Below are 15,996 nucleotides of genomic sequence, written 5' to 3'. Positions count from 1 at the left end.
GAAAGAGATCAGACTGATGGCAGCCATCCCTGGCGTCCGCCGTTCAGAGCTCGGTGACGCCTTGCGCGCTTGTCGCACGGCATTCATCGGCGTCGGCTTGATGAGCTGCATGATCAACCTGCTCTATCTGACCGGGTCGATCTTCATGCTGGAGGTCTACGACCGGGTGCTGCCGAGCCGCAGCATCCCGACCCTGGTCGGCCTCATCATCCTCGCCAGCTTCCTCTACATGGCGCAGGGCGTGCTCGACATGATTCGCAACCGCATCCTGGGGCGGATCGGTACGTCCCTCGACGAGGCCCTCAACAAGCGCGTGTTCGACACCATCGTGCGCCTGCCGCTTCTAGTCGGCAGCCGCAACGAGGGCCTCCAGCCGCTGCGCGATCTCGACAACGTCCGTTCCTTCCTCGGCGGCATGGGTCCGAGCGCGTTCTTCGACCTGCCCTGGCTGCCGCTTTATCTCGCCATCTGCTTCGCCTTCCACGTCCTGATCGGCGTCACCGCACTGGTCGGCGCCGTCATCCTGGTCGGCCTGACGCTGGTCACCGAGTTCATGTCCCGCCAGCCGGCACGCGAGGCGATGGGGCTCGCCGCCCAGCGCAACGATCTCGCCCAGACCAGCCGCCGCAACGCCGAGGTGATGGTGTCGATGGGCATGGCCGGACGGATGAACCAGCGCTGGAGCGAAGCCAACGAAAAATATCTCGCCGGCAATCAGCGTGCGAGCGACGTCGCCGGCGGTCTCGGCGCGGTCGCAAAGGTACTGCGGATGATGCTGCAATCGGCCGTGCTCGCGGTCGGCGCCTATCTCGTCATCCACCAGGAGGCGACGGCCGGCATCATCATCGCCGGCTCGATCCTCTCCGCCCGCGCGCTCGCTCCGGTCGATCTCGCCATTGCGCATTGGAAATCCTTCGTCGCCGCACGACAGAGCTGGCACCGCCTCACCCGCCTGCTGGAGCAGATGCCGGCGCAGGCGATGCCGACCCAGTTGCAGGCGCCCACCAGCCGGCTCTCGGTCGAAGGCCTCGCCATGGTGCCGCCCGGTGATCAGCGGCTCGTGGTGCAAGACGTCACCTTCGCGCTCGCCGCAGGCAACGGCCTCGGCGTGATCGGCCCGAGCGGCTCCGGCAAGTCGTCATTGATCCGCGCGCTGGTCGGGGTCTGGCAGCCGGTGCGCGGCAAGGTACGGCTCGACGGGGCGGCGCTCGATCAATGGTCGTCCGATATGCTCGGCCGCCATATCGGCTATCTGCCGCAGGACGTCGAATTGTTCGGCGGCACCATCGCGCAGAACATCAGCCGGTTCGATCCCGAGGCGACCTCCGAGGACATCATCGCGGCTGCGAAAGAAGCCGGCGTGCATGACATGATCATCAAGATGCGCGAGGGTTACAATACCCAGGTGGGCGAGCAGGGCGCAGCGCTCTCCGCGGGCCAGGCGCAGCGCGTGGCGCTGGCGCGCGCGCTCTACGGCAGGCCGTTCCTGGTCGTGCTCGACGAGCCCAACTCCAACCTCGACACCGAAGGCGACGAGGCGCTGACCCGCGCCGTCCGTGCCGCGCGCGAACGCGGTGCCATCGTCGTCGTGGTGGCGCACCGCCCGATCGGCGTCGAGGCGGTCGACCAGATCCTGGTGCTGCGCGACGGCCGCATGCAGGCGTTCGGTCCCAAGGAGCAGGTGCTCGCCCAGGTGCTGCAGCCGCGCGCGACGCCGCCGGCCCCGATCAAGATCGTCAGCGAAGGCGGAGTGGCCAAATCATGAGCACAAAGTCATGAGCACGTTGGCTATCGGCGGAACGAAGCCCGCCGCCAAGAAGACTGTAGGTGATTCCATCAGGTTTCACCTGGTCCTCGGCCTCGTCATCGTGCTGGTCCTGGTCGTCGGCCTCGGCGGCTGGGCGTCGACCGTGCTGATCTCGGGCGCGCTGATCGCGCCGGGGCAGATCGTGGTCGAATCCAACGTCAAGAAGGTGCAGCATCCGACCGGCGGCGTGGTCGGCGAGGTGCGCGCCCGCGACGGTGACCGGGTCAAGGCCGGCGACATCGTGGTGCGGCTCGACGACACCGTGACCAAGGCCAACCTTGCGATCGTCACCAAGAATCTCGACGCCGCGCAGGCGCGTGCGGCGCGACTCCAGGCCGAGCAGCGCGGTCTCGACAGCATCGAGTTCCCGCAGACGCTGATCGAGCGTGCCAGCGATCCCGACGTCAAGGTGCTGCTCTCGGCCGAAACCAAGCTGTTCGACGTTCGCGTCAACGGCCGCACCGGGCAGAAGGCGCAGCTGCGCGAGCGCATCACGCAGCTCAACGAGGAAATCTCCGGTCTCAGCGCCCAGGAGAAGGCCAAGGACCAGGAGATCGCGCTGGTGCAGAACGAGCTCACCGGCGTGCGCGAGCTCTACGAAAAGCGCCTGGTGCAGATCTCGCGCCTGACCCAGCTCGAACGTGACTCGGCGCGTCTCAACGGCGAGCGCGCGCAGTACATCGCCTCGCGCGCCCAGGCCAAGGGCAAGATCACCGAGACCGAGCTCCAGATCATCCAGATCGACAAGGACGTGGTCAGCGAGGTCTCCAAGGACCTGCGCGAGACCAACGACAAGATCGGCGAGCTGATCGAGCGCAAGGTCGCTGCCGAAGACCAGCTCCGCCGCATCGACATCCGCGCGCCGCAGGACGGCATGGTGCTGCAATCGACCGTGCACACCGTCGGCGGCGTCGTCACGGCCGGCGATACCTTGATGCTGATCGTTCCGCAGGCCGACGATCTCCAGGTCGAGGCCAAGGTCAATCCGGTCGATATCGACAAGCTCCAGATCGGCCAGAAGACGCTGCTGCGCCTCTCCGCGTTCAACCAGCGCACCACGCCGGAGCTCAACGGCGTCGTCAGCCGCGTCTCGCCCGACGTCACCACCGACCAGCGCACCGGCCAGGGCTACTACACCATCCGCGTCTCGATGCCGCCGGAAGAGATCGCCCGGCTCGGCGACGTCAAGATGATTCCCGGCATGCCCGTGGAGGCCTTCGTCCAGACCGGCGACCGCACCATGCTGTCCTACCTGATGAAGCCGCTGCACGACCAGCTGATGCGGGCGTTCCGCGAGAAGTGACGCGCGAAAAGCGCGTCATCTTTCCTCGTCATTGCGAGCGCAGCGAAGCAATCCAGATTGTCTCCGCGGCGAGATTTCTGGATTGCTTCGCTGCGCTCGCAATGACGACTTGGCTGCGATCCTGCTATAGTGCGCTGGTTTCAAGCAAAGCGGCGGTCGAACCATGCATTCTCCCCCCTCCATCGCCACCGAATCCTTCACCGACGCGAGTCTCGCCGTGGCCCGCCTCGAAGAGATCTACGAGCGCAACACCAAGTTCCTGCGCGACCGGTTCGAGGCCTATGTCAACGGCGAGACCGTCACGACGCGGATGCGGGCCTATTATCCCTTTGTCCGCATCACCACCGCGACGCATGCGCGGCTGGATTCACGCCTGTCTTACGGCTTCGTCGCAGGGCCCGGCGTGCACGAGACCAGCGTGACGCGGCCGGATCTGTTCCGCAGCTATCTCACCGAGCAGATCGGATTGCTGATCCAGAATCACGGCGTGCCGGTCGAGATCGGCGAATCCGCCGAGCCGATCCCGATCCACTTCGCCTATCGCCGCGACATCAATATCGAAGCCGCCATCACGACCAGCGAGAACTCCGCCGTCACGCGGTCGCTGCGCGATGCGTTCGACGTGCCTGATCTCGCGACGATGGACGACGCGATCGCCGACGGCACCTTCGAGCTGCAGCCGGGGACACCCAAGCCGCTGTCCCTGTTCCGCGCCGCCCGCATCGATTACTCGCTGCGCCGGCTTTATCACTACACCGGCACCGATTCCGAATATTTCCAGAACTTCGTGATCTTCACCAATTACCAGTTCTATGTCGACGCCTTCGCGCAGCTCTGCCAGCAACGTCTTCAGTCCGGCGAGGCGGGCCTCGACGCTTTCGTGGCGCCCGGCAACGTCATCACGCGCAGCGGCGGCGCGACGACGGGCGTTGCCCCCGCGCGCGCACCGCAGATGCCGGCCTTCCATCTGGTCGCGCCGGGTTATCGCGGCATCACGCTGATCAACATCGGCACCGGTCCGTCCAATGCGCGCAACGTCACCGACCATGTGGCCGTGCTGCGGCCGCATGCCTGGCTCATGCTCGGCCATTGCGCGGGCCTGCGCAACACGCAGCGGCTCGGCGACTACGTGCTCGCGCACGGCTATGTACGCGAGGACCATGTGCTCGACCGCGAGCTGCCGCTGTGGGTGCCGATTCCTGCGCTCGCGGAGATGCAGGTCGCGCTCGAGGAGGCGGTCGAGGATGTCACCGGGCTCGAGGGTTTCGAGCTGAAGCGCCTGATGCGCACGGGGACGGTGGCGAGCGTCGACAACCGCAACTGGGAGATTTCCGGGCCTGAAGTGATCCGCCGCCTGTCGCAATCGCGCGCGGTCGCGCTCGATATGGAATCCGCCGCCATCGCCGCCAACGGCTACCGCTTCCGCGTCCCCTATGGCACGCTGCTCTGCGTCTCGGACAAGCCGCTGCACGGCGAGATCAAGCTCGCCGGCATGGCCAGCGAATTCTACCGCCGCCGTGTCGGCCAGCATCTCGAGATCGGCCTGAAAGCGCTGGAGCGGCTCAAGCAGCAGGAATCGGAGCGCCTGCATTCGCGAAAGCTCCGCAGTTTCGCCGAAGTCGCGTTCCAGTAGGTCGGGGCCCCCTTTCATCCTTGCTGACAAGTTGGAGAATTTTTCGCATTGTCCGCGAGGGGGCCGACCGGGACGCTTGCAATGCCGCTCACGCGCGACAAGATCATTGGCCATGATCTCGAACGTCTGGCCTTTCGCTTCACCATGCTGAACGATGGCGAGGTCGTGCAGTGCCAGATCAGCGACGCTGCCATGGACGAGCTCGCGGGCATGCAGGGCACCGAGAGCAGCGCGCGCCAGGCACAATTTTTGTCGCTGCGCGAAACCATCGAACGCATTGCGTCGGACCTCTACGACGAAGCGCCGCGCTTTCACGGCTATGTGGTACGGATTTTCATGCGGCATTTGGGGCGGTAGGCCTACATATTCCGCTGTCATGCCCCGGCTTGACCGGGGCATCCAGTACGCCGCGGCGTATCGATTCAATCACAACGGTCTCAGCGTACTGGATCGCCCGGTCAAGCCGGGCGATGACAGCAGTGTTGGCGGCGAGACCGTCCCGGCTCACCGCATCGATGCCGTCAGCCCTCCAGCTTCCTCAGCAGCAACTTCAGTGCCGTCGCTGCAAACACCTGCATGTTCGCAAACCGGTCGCTGCTGCCCGTCTCCAGCGTCATCACCTCCGCGGCGGGTCCTGCGACCGCCATGCAGCTATGGCCCGCTGCGTCGCCGTAGCGGTTGCCGGTGGGGCCCGCCGCACCGGTCTCGGACAGGCCCCAATCACAACTGAAGCGGCTGCGCATCTGCTCGGCCAGCAATTGCGCGTAGGGCTCCGACGACGACCGAAAGCCCTTCATGCCGTCATCCGAAATATCCATCAGCACCCGTCTGGCCTCGCGGGTGTAGACCACCGCGCCGCCGAGGTAATAGGCGGAGGCGCCGGGCACCGCGAGCAGGCTGGCCGAGATCAGGCCGCCGGCCGATGATTCCGCCACCGCGATGGTCTGTTTGCGCGCGATCAGTTGGGCCGCGACCCGTTCCGCAATGCCGACGAGCTCTTTCATCCCTGAAACCCCTCATTCCTTCGCAACCGAGCTGCGCCTTCCTAGCATATGCCGGCGGCCCCGGCTGAGTTGCGGGCGGCGGGCAGGCCTGCTTGAATGCGGGCACGAGACAAGAATGGACGAGGAAACGTGAAGGAGACGTCATGGCGTCCCTGATCGCCGGTGGGGTGGACTGCGATGTGCATCCGGCCGTGCCGCATCTGACCAGCCTGCTGCCGTACCTGAACGAATATTGGCGCGATCAGGTCACGACGCGCGGCATGGTCGACCTCGTCTCGCAATCCTATCCGCAGAATTCGCCGATTACGGCACGGCCCGACTGGCGGCCCGAGCAGGGCAAGCCGGGCGAGAGTCTGGCGGACATGCAGCGCCATGTGCTCGATCCTTTTCAGCTCGAACATGCCATCTGCAATCCGCTGTATGGCGTGCAGATGGTGTTCTCCGAGGATATGCAGGCCGCCTTCTGCCGCGCGCTGAACGACTGGCTGGCGAAGGAATGGCTCGACCGCGATTCGCGGCTGCGCGGCTCGATCGTGATTCCGACGCAAAGCGTCGAGAAGGCCGTCGCCGAGATCGAGCGTTGCGCCCCGGACAAGCGCTTCGTGCAGGTCCTGATGCTGGTCATGGGCGATGTGCCGCTCGGCAAGCGCGCGCTGTGGCCGATCTACGAGACCGCGGAGCGTCTGGAACTTCCGGTCGGCATCCACGCCGGTTCCGCCTATCACAATCCGCCGACCGCGGTGGGGTGGGGGTCCTACCACATTGAGGACTATGTCGGGCAGGCCCAGGCGTTCCAGACCCAGCTCACCAGCCTGATCGTCGAAGGCGTGTTCGCCAAATATCCGCGGCTGAAAATGGTGATGCTGGAGTCCGGCGTGTCCTGGATCGCGCCCTATCTCTGGCGCCTGCACAAGTTCTGGCGCGGGGTGCGGATGGAAACCCCATGGGTCGATCGTGCGCCGCTGGAGATTGTGCGCAGCAACATCCGCTTTTCGTTACAGCCATTTGATGCACCGCCGGAAGCTGAGACATTAATTCGCCTGTTTGATCATATGCAGTCGGACGAATTGGTCCTATTCTCCACGGACTATCCGCACTGGCAGTTCGACGGCCAGGACGCGCTGCCCGAAGGTCTGTCCCCCGATCTCGTGCGCAAGATCATGATCGACAATCCGCATGCAACCTATCCCCGCCTGAAATGAGCCCGCTGCCAAAGGAGGCAAGGCGATGAATATCCAGTTCCGCGAGAACCAAGAAGCCGCGTCCCCACTGACCGTCAAAACCGCGATCGCGGACTGCGACATCCATCCGGCACGCGCCACCCGCACCGAGCTCTATCCCTACCTCGCCAAACGCTGGCAGCATCACCTCGAAGTCTACGGCGTCCATGCCTATCAGGGCATGATGGAAGGCCCGCCCTATCCGAAAGCCCAGCCCAACGCCTCGCGCCGCGATGCCTATCCGCCGGAGGGCGGGCCGCAGGGCTCCTCGCTGTCGTTCATGCAGAAGCAGCTGCTCGATCCCAACAACGTGCAATTGGGCGTGCTCAATCCGCTCAACACGGGACAGGGCATCCGCAATCACGAGCTCTCGGCGGCCCTGTGCTCGGCGGTCAACGACTGGCAGATCGACAAATGGACCTCCAAGGACAAGCGGCTGAAGGCGTCCATCGTCGTGGGCAACGAGGACGGGTTGTCGGCCGCCGCCGAAATTCGCGAGCGCGCCGGCGACAAGAACTTCGTGCAGGTGCTGCTGCTCAGCCGCAATGTCGAGCCGCTCGGCCAGCGCCGCTATTGGCCGATCTACCAGGCCGCGGAGGAGGCAGGCCTTCCCGTCGGCGTCCATGCCTTCGGCTTCGGCGGCAACCCGATCACGCCGTCGGGCTGGCCGTCCTACTACATCGAGGAGATGGTGGGTCACTCGCAATGCCAGCAATCGGCGCTGGCGAGCCTCGTGCTGGAAGGCGTGTTCGAGCGCTTCCCGAAACTGAAGATGGTGATGATCGAGGCCGGCTTCGGCTGGGCACCGTCGCTGGCGTGGCGGCTCGACAAGGCCTGGCAGCGGCTGCGCAGCGAGGTGCCGCATGTGAAGCGGCCGCCGTCGGAATATATCCGCGAGCAGGTGTGGTGGACGACGCAGCCGATGGAGGATCCTGAAAGCCGCGAGGACCTGTTCGACGTCATCAAATGGATCGGCTGGGACCGCCTGCTGTTCGCCACCGATTATCCGCATTGGGACTATGACGAACCGTCGCGCGTCTTGCCGGCGGGCGTCAGCGAAGCCAATCGCGAGGCGTTCTACCTCGGCAATGCGAAGAAGCTTTACGGCGTTTCCTGATGGCAAGACACGTCGTCGCGCCGGTCGACGAGCTTCCGCCGGGCACGCGAAAGTTTCTGGAGATCGAAGGGCGGTCGATCGCAATCTTCAACATCAAGGGCGAGTATTTCGGCCTGATGAACCGTTGCCCGCATCAGGGCGCGGCGCTGTGCGAGGGCCCGCTGATCGGGCTCGCGCAATCGAACAATCCCGGCGAGATCGAATACACCAAGCTAGGGGAAATCATCCGCTGCCCCTGGCACGGCTGGGAGTTCGACATCCGCACCGGCCAATCCTACTGCGACCCCCGCCGCTTCCGCGTGAAGGCCTATCCGGCCCATGTCGAGCCGGGGGCGAGCGTGGTGAAGGGGCCGTATGTCGCCGAGACTGTTTCGGTCAGGATCGAGAGCGACTACGTGGTGGTGGAGCTGTAGCCTCCGTCGTCATTCCGGGGCGATGCGAAGCGTCGAGCCCGGAATCCATCGTGCCACAGGAATGCTCTGGGAAATAGATTCCGGGCTCGCGCTACGCGCGCCCCGGAATGACACCGTCCTAACGCCCCGCGACCGGCTCCGGCACCGCTTCATAGGCCGGCGCCACCTTGCCGCCGCCGCGATACACCGTCGAGGCCGCGATGATGCCGAGCAGGGCGGCGAACATCAGCCAGAAACCGGGCGAGGCCTTGTCGCCGGTCCGCTCGATCAGCCAGGTCGAGGCGAACGGCGTGAAGGTGCCGAACAGGGCGGCGGCAAGCGCAAACGCCAGCGAGAAGCAGGTGGTGCGGACATGCGCCGGCACGATCTCGACGAGGGCACCCAACATGGTGCCGCTGTAGACGCCGAAATAGAACGAGAACATCATCTCGACCGCGAGCAGCTTGCCGAAGGTCGGCGCCGCCACCAACCAGTGCAATGCCGGGTAGGCGGTCACCAGCGACAGGCAGGCGATCGTGATCAGCACCGGCTTGCGGCCGATGCGATCGGAGAGCGCGCCGCCGACCGGGTTCCAGATGAAGTTGGCCACCGCGACGAGCAGCGTGACCAGCAGCGCGTCATGCGTCGACAGCTTCAGCACGGTCTTGCCGAAGGTCGGCGTGTACACGGTGACGAAGTAGAACGTCGTCGTGGTCAGGATCGCGATCATCATCCCGAGGACGACGATGCGCCAGTTGGCGAGCGCGGAGGCGAACACCTCGTTCGCGGTGGGATGCTTCTTCATGGCGAGGAAGGCCGGCGTCTCCTCCAGCGTCCGCCGCAGGAGGAAGATCAGCGGAATGATCAGGCATCCCACGAAGAAGGGAATGCGCCAGCCCCAGGCGGCCACGGTGTCGGCCGGCATCACCTCGGAGAGGAGGTAGCCGAGGATCGAGGCCACGAAGATCGCGACCTGCTGGCTCGACGACTGGAACGAGGTGTAGAAGCCGCGATTGCCGGGCGTCGCGATCTCCGCGAGATACACCGACACGCCGCCGAGCTCGACGCCGGCCGAGAAGCCTTGCAGCAGCCGGCCGATCAGTACGATGATCGGCGCCGCGATGCCGATGGTCGCGTAGCTCGGGCAGAACGCGATGACGATCGTGCCGACGGCCATGATGCCGAGCGTGACGATCAGACCCTGGCGGCGGCCGATGCGGTCGATATAGGCCCCCAGCACGATGGCGCCGACGGGGCGCATCAAGGCGCCGAGCCAGAACACGCCGAACGTATTGAGCAGTGAGGCGGTCTCGTTGGTGGAGGGGAAGAACGCCTTGCCGATCGCGGCGGCATAGAAGCCGAACAGGAAGAAGTCGAACTGCTCGAGGAAATTGCCGCTGGTTGCGCGCAGGATCGCGCCGACGCGCGACTTGATTGCGGGCGGATTGGTTGAGGCGGCTGGTCCAGCCATGGCGTTGCTCCCTTGGAAAGGCGTGGCCGGGCCGAAATGCATGCACGGCAAGGCGACAGATTGATGCTGCGACAATCTGCCATACCCCATCCCGCGCGAGGCGTGGCGAGTCAATCCGTTTTGCGGAGGAAGCTGCTGATTTTTCAGGCCTTATTTTGCGTTGCAGCAATCAGCCATTGCCGGAACGAGGCCAGCTTCGGTGCCTCCCGACGGCCTTCCGGCGCGACCAGGTAGAAGCCGGCATCGGCCGGCAGCGCGATCTTGAACGGCACGACGAGCCGGCCTTTGGCGATGTCGTCCTGCACGTAGGAGGTCCGTCCCATCGCCACGCCGATGCCGTCGATGGCCGCCTGGATGGTCATGAAAATCATGTCGAAGGTGATGCCCGGATGCCGCGCGATGTCGGCCGGCAGGCCCGCAGCGGTCAGCCACAGTCGCCAGTCGTCGCTGTTGGCGTTCGAGGTGTGCAGCAGCGGATGGTTGCGCAGATCCTCCGGCCGGCGCAGCGGCTTGTCGCCGCGCAGCAGTGACGGACTGCATACCGGAAACAGCTCGTCCGCCATCAGCCAGTCGGCGCGCACGCCAGGCCACTGGCCGCGGCCATAGCGGATCGCGGCATCGACATTGTCGCGCTGGAAGTCGACGAGGCTGGTCGAGGTGGTGATGCGCACGTCGATGCCGGGATGCTGCTCCTGGAAATCGGCCAGCCGCGGCAGCAGCCATTTTGCCGCGAGCGAGGCCAGCGTCGACACGGTCAGCACCTTGTCGTCCTCTTTGCGCAGCAATCGATCGGTGGCGAGCCGGAGGTCGTTGAAGGCGGCGCGGACGCCCGGGAGGTAGTCGCGCGCCTCCGGCGTCAGCGCCAGTGCGCGGTTCTGCCGAATGAACAGGCGGATGCCGAGCTCCTCCTCCAGCCTGCGGATCTGATGGCTGATCGCGGTTTGGGTCACGTTCAGCTCGCTGGCTGCCAGCGTGAAGCTGAGATGGCGCGCGGCGGCCTCGAACGCCCGCAATCCGTTCAGGGACGGCAATCTGGCAGTCATTTGGCAGCACGATGCATGACGTTATTTCATGCGAATAGGTACAAATTGTCGTTTGTCGCAGCGCGGTAGGAAGCAGATATTAGCAGTCAACTTAGCTCCAGGAGCTGAAAATGTCCACTTTGACCGACAATTCGATGACAAATCATCATGCACCGGGCCTGATCCAGCAGATCGGCGAGACGCTTCACGTCTGGCACGAGCGCTACCGTACCAGGCGCGAGCTGACCAACTGGACTGCCCGCGATCTCCATGACGTCGGGCTGTCCTGGTCCGACATTGCCTACGAGGCCGACAAACCCTTCTGGCGGGCCTGATTGGCCGCCAGGCCGGCGCCGCCTGACTGTGGGGGCGCCGGCGGTCCCTTCTCCGCACGGCATGTGTCATGAGCATCCTTCGCCTCGAAGACCTGAAGCAATATTCGGACAGGCTGCGCACCCGCGACGGCACGGCGCTCAATGTTCGTTTCGTCGAGCCGCGCGACACCGAGGAGTTCCAGCACTATGTCCGCTCGCTCTCGACCCGTTCCCGCTACAACCGTTTCTTCGGCGCGATCAGCGAGCTGCCGCAGGGCCTGTTGCACGACTTCCTTCGGGTCGGTGAGGGCGAGCGCTTCACGATCGTTGCGACCATGATGGTCGACGGCTTCGAGGCCATCGTCGCCGAAGCACGCTACGCCTTCCATGCCGAGACCGCGACTCTCGAGTTCGGCCTGTCGGTCGACGACCGCTGGCACGGCCATGGCATCGCCACCGCGCTGATGAAGAACCTCGAATGCCGCGCCGCCGCGCTTGGCGCCGAGCACATGTTCGGCGACACGCTGCGTTCCAACGATGCGATGGTCTCGCTCGCGCGCAAAGCCGGCTTCGCATTCGTCAACCATCCCGACGATTGGAAGCTGGTGCGTTTCGATAAGGAGATCAGCGTCGCTCCGAAAGACATTCCCTGCGCGAGCTGGCGGCTCGCCGCCCTTTCCCGTCAGGCCGACAGCCCCTCAGCCACGGCCTGACACCACTGCAAGCCCGGCTCTGGCCAAACCGGAGCCGGGCATTTTTTGCGAGACGAGCCCAACCGCATCCCGCGAAGCACGGACCTATTCCTCCGTAATCCAAATACCCCGATCGCTTAAAGCGGTCAGTATCGCCTCAATGTCTTCCGGTTCCGCCTTGGTCGACGGTATCAACTCATTCAACTGATCGAACGTGACATAGCCCGTCTTCTCCGCCAGGAGCACAGCTTTCCGCATCACCTCAGACCAATCCATCCAGTCCTCCTGAAAATGGGGTACCCACTCTATGGAATGTTCTGATGGTTCGGACCGCGTGGCCTCTATCTTCCCGTGAACACCGCCTTGCGCTTCTCGATGAAGGCCTGCACCGCCTCCTTGTGATCCGCGGTCGTGGTCAGGCGGACCAGCCGCTCGGCCTCGTGGTCGCGCGCCGTTTCGAAATCGAACAGCACGGCCTCGTCGAGATTGTCCTTCATGTAGCGCAGTGCGAGGCGCGGGCCTTCGGCGAGCGACTTTGCCAGTGCGAAGGCCTCGGCCTGCAATTTGTCATCAGGCACGATGCGGTTGACGAGGCCGATCGCCTCGGCACGCGCGGCATCAATCCGGTCGCCGGTGAACATCAGCTCGCGCGCCCGCGCGGTGCCGACCAGCCGGGTGAGCAGCCAGGCGATGCCGTAATCGCCGCTGAGCGCGATGCGGGCATAGCCGGTCGCGAGGAAGGCGGATTGCGCGGCGATGCGGATGTCGCAGGCCATGGCGATGGCAAGCCCGGCGCCGACCGCGGGGCCGGGCAGGGCGGCGATGGTCGGCTTGCGCACCGACACCAGCGCGCCGGTCAGCAGCCGCTGCCGCTCCTGGAGATCGGCGACCTTGTCGTCGAAGGACATTTCGAGCTTCTTCGGATCGCGATGTGCGCCCATGCCCTTGACGTTGCCGCCGGCGCAGAACGCTTCTCCCGCGCCGGTGAGCAACAGCGCGCCGATACCGGGATCCTCGCCGCAGCTCCGGATCATCGTGCGCAGCGCCGGCGTCAGGTTATCGGATAGCGCATTGCGCGCCTCCGGCCGGTTCAGCGTGATGATCGCGACGCGATCGCGGACGACGCAGAGGAGCTCGTTGGTGCCGGTGTCGATGGTGGTTTCGGTGGTCATGTCGACTCCCTTTTTGTTGTCATTCCGGGATGGTCCGAAGGACCAGACCCGGAATCTCGAGATTCCGGGTTCGATGCTTCGCATCGCCCCGGAATGACAAACAACTCAAAACTTCTCCACCCAAGGCCGCAGCTCGAGCTCCCAGCTCCACGCGCTGCGCGGCTGCTGCAGCACGTTCCAGTAGCTCTCCGCGATCGCGTCGGGATCAAGCATCGAATCCGGCCTGTCCGCCGGTTCGGTTCGCGCCGCGCTCTTGATGCCGCCGTCGATGACGAAATGCGCGACATGGATGCCCTGCGGCGACAATTCGCGCGCCAGGCTCTGCGCAAGGCCACGCAGCGCGAACTTGCCCATCGCGAACGGGGCCGACTGCGCATAGCCCTTGACGCTGGCGGAGGCGCCGGTGAACAGGATCGCGCCGTGCTTGTTCGGCAGCATGCGCCTGGCCGCCTGCTGCGCCACCAGGAAGCCGCCATAGGCGCTGACCGCAATCGCCTGCGCGACATCGGCCGGAACGAGCTCGACGACGGGCCCGCGCGTGCGGCCGCTGGCATTGTAGACGACGAGGTCGGGCGTTCCGATCTCGCGCTCGACGAGACCGAACAGCCGCTCCACTTCGTCGGGCTCGGTGGCGTTGCAGGCATAGGCCTTGGCGCCGGTCTCGCTGCAGAGCGCGCCGAGCTTCTCGATCTTTCGCGCGGCGAGCGCAACGCGGATGCCGTGGGCGGCAAGCAAGCGCGCCAATGAGGCGCTCAGTCCTTCGCCGGCGCCGACGATGAGGGCGATCTTGTACTTTGGATGTTCCATGGCGCGATCTCTCAAGGTAAGGAGTCGCTGATCTATGCATGCCTACGCCAACAACCAGACGGAACGATCGCAATTCCGCAGAGCGAATTGCTCCGTCGCGGCGATCATGCCTCTCTGACAATTTGCGGCTTTATCGCTCCCCGCCACTGGAGCATGATCGACATCATGCAAGGCGGCAAGCGCCAAATCAGCGCAAATGTCCGCAAGGCGGAAGCGAGTGAGGACGATCATGCACAAGCCGGCCCCAGCACAGCCGAACAACGTCGCGGCCGAACCATCCGGCCTGCTGGCACCCGATACCAGCGGCATGAATTTCTACCGTGCCGATCCGGCGCTGACCGACCTGTTGCGCATCCATCTGCCCGCGCCGCTATTCCGCCACATCGAGCCGCATCTCGACCGCCTCGGCGAACTCGCCGGCGGCCGGCTCGACGAATGCGCGCGCCTCGCCGACCGGCACGCGCCCATTCTGCACCAGCGCGACAAGTTCGGCCGCGACGTGCAGTCGATCGAATACCACCCGGCCTATCGCGAGCTGGAGAATGCCGCGTTCGGCGAGTTCGGCATCCACGCGCTCTCGATCCGCAAGGGTATCATGGGCTGGCCGGACAAATATCCCGTCGTCGCCAAGCACGCCTTCACCTTCCTGTTCAACCAGACCGAATTCGGCATGGGCTGCCCGATCAACGTCACCGACGGCTGCGCCAAGCTGCTGGCGAATTTCGGCAGCGAGGCGCTGAAGGCGAAATATCTCGACGGATTGACCTCGACCGACATGAGCAAGCTGACGCAAGGCGGCCAGTTCATGACCGAGAAGGAGGGCGGCTCCGACGTCGGCACGCTGACCACGCGCGCGGTGCAGGAGGGCGACCATTGGCGCCTCTACGGCGAGAAGTGGTTCTGCTCGAATGCGGACGCGAAGGTCGTGATGCTGCTGGCCCGTCCCGAAGGCGCGAGCCCCGGCACGCGCGGCGTCGGCCTGTTCCTGATGCCGCGCTTCCTCGACGACGGCTCGCAGAACCACTACCGGATCGTGCGCCTCAAGGACAAGCTCGGCACGCGTTCGATGGCCTCGGGCGAGATCAAGCTCGAAGGCGCGATCGCCTACGCCGTCGGCAAGCTCGACCGCGGCTTCGTGCAGATGGCCGAGATGGTGAACTCGTCGCGCCTGTCCAACGGCGTCAAATCCACCGCGCTGATGCGCCGCGCCTATCACGACGCGATGACGGTGGCGACGAACCGTGTGGTGTTCGGCAGCCGCATCATCGACCTGCCGCTCGGTCGCCGCCAGATGCTGAAGATCATGCTGCCGGTCGAGCAGGCGCTGTCGATGAGTTTCCTCACCGCCGATGCGCTCGATCGCGCCGAAGCCGGCAGCCAGGATGCGGCGGCGCTCCTGCGCATTCTCACTCCGACGCTGAAATTCCGCGCCACGCGCGATGCGCGAAAGGTCTGCGGCGATGCGCTCGAGATGCGCGGCGGCATCGGCTATATCGAGGAATTCGCCACCGCCCGCCTGTTGCGCGATGCGCATCTCGGCTCGGTCTGGGAGGGCACCGGAAACATCGTGGCCATCGATGCGCTGCGGCGCGCGGTCGGCCGCCACGGCGCGGAGTCCGCGCTCGCGGCCGATCTGCACGCCCGGCTCGACGACAGCGCCTCCGTGCCGCAGGCCTGGCGCGACCGTCTGCGCGGTCTCACCGATCGCGCCGTCGGCTTTGCGCGCGAGGTCGCGAGCAAGTCCGAGAATGAGGCGGAGGCGCGCCGCGCCACCAGCCTGCTCTATCATGTCGCGAGCGCGGTCGCGCTCGCCTGGGAGGCGCATCGCATCCACGACATGCGCGGCGATGCGCGCCGCCTGCTGCTGTCGCGCCTCGTCATCGATCATCGCGTGTTGCCGAGCGATCCGTTCCGGCTGACGGAAAATGCCGCGCAAGCGAAGATCGCAGCGTTGCTGCTCGGCGATCGCTCGGTGAGCATGAGCGAGGTTGGCGAACTGGTTCTGGCAGCGTAGGCTGCGGAGGACGCTTGAACAAAAAAAC

General features: G+C 65.2%; 16 protein-coding genes. 10 read left to right on the top strand and 6 right to left on the bottom strand.

Features of this window, described 5'->3' with window-relative positions:
• The first annotated feature begins 16 nt into the window (after positions 1 to 16).
• The 4 genes from XH96_RS36255 to XH96_RS36240 all read left to right on the top strand — a co-directional run bounded on the left by XH96_RS36255 (position 17) and on the right by XH96_RS36240 (position 5,100).
• Complete coding sequence (locus tag XH96_RS36255) at positions 17 to 1,765, top strand: type I secretion system permease/ATPase (RefSeq protein ID WP_194390070.1); 1,749 nt, start codon at positions 17 to 19, stop codon at positions 1,763 to 1,765.
• Between the two features lie 10 nt (positions 1,766 to 1,775).
• On the top strand, positions 1,776 to 3,110 hold the full coding sequence (locus XH96_RS36250; protein ID WP_194390069.1) for an HlyD family type I secretion periplasmic adaptor subunit: 1,335 nt from the start codon (positions 1,776 to 1,778) through the stop codon (positions 3,108 to 3,110).
• Between the two features lie 163 nt (positions 3,111 to 3,273).
• On the top strand, positions 3,274 to 4,743 hold the full coding sequence (locus XH96_RS36245) for an AMP nucleosidase (protein ID WP_194390068.1): 1,470 nt from the start codon (positions 3,274 to 3,276) through the stop codon (positions 4,741 to 4,743).
• A gap of 81 nt (positions 4,744 to 4,824) precedes the next feature.
• A complete protein-coding gene (locus tag XH96_RS36240; protein ID WP_131872072.1) occupies positions 4,825 to 5,100 on the top strand; it encodes a DUF1488 family protein in 276 nt (91 codons plus the stop codon).
• A gap of 164 nt (positions 5,101 to 5,264) precedes the next feature.
• Here the strand turns inward: XH96_RS36240 and XH96_RS36235 are convergent, their stop codons facing one another.
• Positions 5,265 to 5,747 carry a CinA family protein gene (locus XH96_RS36235; RefSeq protein ID WP_194390067.1) on the bottom strand — a complete coding sequence of 161 codons (483 nt, stop codon included), beginning with the start codon at positions 5,745 to 5,747 and terminating at the stop codon, positions 5,265 to 5,267.
• Positions 5,748 to 5,890: 143 nt separating this feature from the next.
• Between XH96_RS36235 and XH96_RS36230 the strand changes: the two genes are divergently transcribed.
• The 3 genes from XH96_RS36230 to XH96_RS36220 are packed head-to-tail and all read left to right on the top strand — an operon-like array spanning position 5,891 to position 8,497.
• Complete coding sequence (locus XH96_RS36230; RefSeq protein WP_194390066.1) at positions 5,891 to 6,949, top strand: amidohydrolase family protein; 1,059 nt, start codon at positions 5,891 to 5,893, stop codon at positions 6,947 to 6,949.
• Positions 6,950 to 6,974: 25 nt separating this feature from the next.
• On the top strand, positions 6,975 to 8,084 hold the full coding sequence (locus XH96_RS36225; RefSeq protein ID WP_194390065.1) for an amidohydrolase family protein: 1,110 nt from the start codon (positions 6,975 to 6,977) through the stop codon (positions 8,082 to 8,084).
• A complete protein-coding gene (locus tag XH96_RS36220; protein ID WP_194390064.1) occupies positions 8,084 to 8,497 on the top strand; it encodes a Rieske (2Fe-2S) protein in 414 nt (137 codons plus the stop codon). The genes XH96_RS36225 and XH96_RS36220 overlap by 1 nt, the downstream gene beginning before the upstream one ends.
• A gap of 118 nt (positions 8,498 to 8,615) precedes the next feature.
• Here the strand turns inward: XH96_RS36220 and XH96_RS36215 are convergent, their stop codons facing one another.
• A complete protein-coding gene (locus XH96_RS36215) occupies positions 8,616 to 9,947 on the bottom strand; it encodes an MFS transporter (RefSeq protein WP_194390063.1) in 1,332 nt (443 codons plus the stop codon).
• A 143-nt stretch (positions 9,948 to 10,090) separates the two neighbouring features.
• The gene (locus tag XH96_RS36210) at positions 10,091 to 10,990 is read right to left on the bottom strand and encodes a transcriptional regulator GcvA (RefSeq protein ID WP_194390062.1); all 900 of its coding nucleotides are present in this window, start codon (positions 10,988 to 10,990) and stop codon (positions 10,091 to 10,093) included.
• Positions 10,991 to 11,100: 110 nt separating this feature from the next.
• On the opposite strand from XH96_RS36210, the gene XH96_RS36205 reads away from it, so the two are divergent.
• Positions 11,101 to 11,304, top strand: a complete 204-nt coding sequence (locus tag XH96_RS36205; RefSeq protein ID WP_124159348.1) for a DUF1127 domain-containing protein — start codon at positions 11,101 to 11,103, stop codon at positions 11,302 to 11,304.
• A 68-nt stretch (positions 11,305 to 11,372) separates the two neighbouring features.
• Positions 11,373 to 11,996 carry a GNAT family N-acetyltransferase gene (locus tag XH96_RS36200; protein ID WP_194390061.1) on the top strand — a complete coding sequence of 208 codons (624 nt, stop codon included), beginning with the start codon at positions 11,373 to 11,375 and terminating at the stop codon, positions 11,994 to 11,996.
• Positions 11,997 to 12,080: 84 nt separating this feature from the next.
• Here XH96_RS36200 and XH96_RS36195 read toward each other — a convergent pair whose 3' ends face one another.
• From XH96_RS36195 to XH96_RS36185, 3 genes are all read right to left on the bottom strand, one after another.
• Positions 12,081 to 12,251, bottom strand: a complete 171-nt coding sequence (locus XH96_RS36195) for an RNA polymerase sigma factor region1.1 domain-containing protein (protein ID WP_194390060.1) — start codon at positions 12,249 to 12,251, stop codon at positions 12,081 to 12,083.
• 65 nt (positions 12,252 to 12,316) lie between these two features.
• Complete coding sequence (locus XH96_RS36190; protein WP_194390059.1) at positions 12,317 to 13,147, bottom strand: enoyl-CoA hydratase; 831 nt, start codon at positions 13,145 to 13,147, stop codon at positions 12,317 to 12,319.
• 105 nt (positions 13,148 to 13,252) lie between these two features.
• Entirely contained in the window at positions 13,253 to 13,954 is a 702-nt protein-coding gene (locus XH96_RS36185) for an SDR family NAD(P)-dependent oxidoreductase (protein WP_194390058.1), read from the bottom strand.
• 229 nt (positions 13,955 to 14,183) lie between these two features.
• Between XH96_RS36185 and XH96_RS36180 the strand changes: the two genes are divergently transcribed.
• On the top strand, positions 14,184 to 15,968 hold the full coding sequence (locus XH96_RS36180; RefSeq protein WP_194390057.1) for an acyl-CoA dehydrogenase family protein: 1,785 nt from the start codon (positions 14,184 to 14,186) through the stop codon (positions 15,966 to 15,968).
• Positions 15,969 to 15,996: the final 28 nt, after the last annotated feature.

Source organism: Bradyrhizobium sp. CCBAU 51765, from assembly GCF_015291725.1.
Lineage (GTDB): Bacteria > Pseudomonadota > Alphaproteobacteria > Rhizobiales > Xanthobacteraceae > Bradyrhizobium > Bradyrhizobium liaoningense.
The sequence above is the reverse complement of the archived record's forward strand: the minus strand, read 5'-3'. Positions and strand labels throughout refer to the sequence as shown.